Source organism: Geobacillus sp. ZGt-1 (genome assembly GCF_001026865.1).
Classification (GTDB): Bacteria; Bacillota; Bacilli; order Bacillales; family Anoxybacillaceae; genus Geobacillus; species Geobacillus thermoleovorans.
Genome location: NZ_LDPD01000026.1, coordinates 120,242 through 122,054, shown reverse-complemented (window position 1 = coordinate 122,054; position 1,813 = coordinate 120,242). Strand labels below are relative to the sequence as shown.

Genomic DNA, 1,813 nt, shown 5'->3' with positions numbered 1-1,813 from the left:
GTGCGAAATGTGAGTTAGCATCTAGTTTTTCTCTAAAAACTCGTAAATACATAGGTAGTTCAACAACTCCTGAAGAACCTGTAACGCCAACTAATATATTCAAGCTTAACACCTCCTTTACATTACAGTTTCTCTTGGCGTACCTTTTCTCACATTAATTAATAACGAAGATAAACTAGTAACTATACCCAAAGCACCTGCAATGAAGAAAAGATATTTTATATTGAAATAATCAACACTGACCCCAAAAATAAACTGGGCTACTGGCGTTGAAAGCATTGAAATCGCCATCATAATACTATTAACTCTTCCTAATAAATGAATAGGCACAGAACGTTGAACAAAAGTAGGTATAAGGACTCCTATAAAACCAGTAATTAAGCCAATTACAAAAACGAAAATTAGAATAATCAAAAAATTTTGGGTGAAACATAGTGCGGCAATACCAGTAGCTTGTAAAAGAAAAGATAAATAAATAATCTTCAATTCAACCTTGTGAATGCTTTTAACTGAAAAGATTAAACCAGTTAACAAACTTCCCATTGACATCGATGAATATATATATCCTAAATACTTAGCATCATCACTAACATTTTTAGCTAAAAAAGGGAACAATACATTAACCCCGTTTGCTCCAATATTTACAAAAAACATAGTTATAACCAAATAAAAAATCATTTTTTGTCTATTCAAAAAACTAAAACCAAGTCTTAAATCCGAAAAGTAAGAAGTTTTATCATTATTATCGTTTATATTTTCAAGATGACTATTTTTAGAGTCAATAAACAAAATTAAAAAAGTTGAAAATGCATATAAGATAGAAATGGCTATCAAGGAATGTTCTATTGAGATTGATTCAACCATCCAAGCGGCTATTAAAGGGCCCAAAATGATCGTTGTTCTTACAACAGTGAAGTATTGACTATTGAGACGACTCAAATATTCAGTAGCGACTAATCTTGGCTTTATTGATTCTGAGGCTGACCAATAAAAAGCATCAATCGCTCCAAACAAAACGGAGACCATTATGAGAATTACAAAAGAGATAGTATGATCCCATAACAGAATAGCCAAAACTAACACAATGATTGTCCTTATCATGTCTGACAACCACAGAAACAACTTTGCCCCTATTCGATCAATAACCGGTCCGCAAAGAAGCCCAGCAATAAATCTCGACAAACCTAGGGAAAATAAAACTGCTCCCATCAAAAAACCTGATTGTAAAACGTCAGCAATATACCAAGCTATAACAACACTGTATATGACGTCCCCCAAGTTTGAAAGAAACGTTGCTATACAAAATTTTGTAGCGTTCAAAATGATCACCCTTAGAAAGATTGAGACTAGGCATGTAACGCACTTGTGAAACAGAACAAAATCAAAACATAGGATAAGGGGTGGTTTTAATATAACTAAATATTCATTATATTACAGTTATTACAATAATTATTTTATCGGGAAAATACGGTAATGTAAAGAGTTTTTTGTAATACCTCGTCTCGTTTTGTCGGATATCGTTGAATGCAACATATCTTATGTTATGTTGAATAAAAAACACCACCCATAGAAGGTGGTATTTAGCTGATAGTTTCATTAAAATGTTTAGACAACTGTAGATAACCGGTCAAACTTACTTCCGGTAATTCCTTGGATTGATCCCATTCAAAATATCTTATATTTTGTATTAAAGAACTGTAGATGAGCAAATTTGCTAACATAAATTGACAATCAAACAAAAAAGGAGACATGAACGGGACTCCTTGAGTAAAATAGATGTGCTCACAACTACCCACAAGGAGGTTCATGTCTC

1 protein-coding gene and 1 pseudogene are annotated in these 1,813 nt (G+C 32.7%); both read right to left on the bottom strand.

The window, feature by feature from the left end; genetic code table 11:
• Positions 1-117: 117 nt before the first annotated feature.
• On the bottom strand, positions 118-1,329 hold the full coding sequence (locus VU18_RS14165; RefSeq protein ID WP_020278768.1) for an MFS transporter: 1,212 nt from the start codon (positions 1,327-1,329) through the stop codon (positions 118-120).
• 251 nt (positions 1,330-1,580) lie between these two features.
• Positions 1,581-1,813: pseudogene (locus tag VU18_RS20685) on the bottom strand (hypothetical protein); the annotation flags it as partial.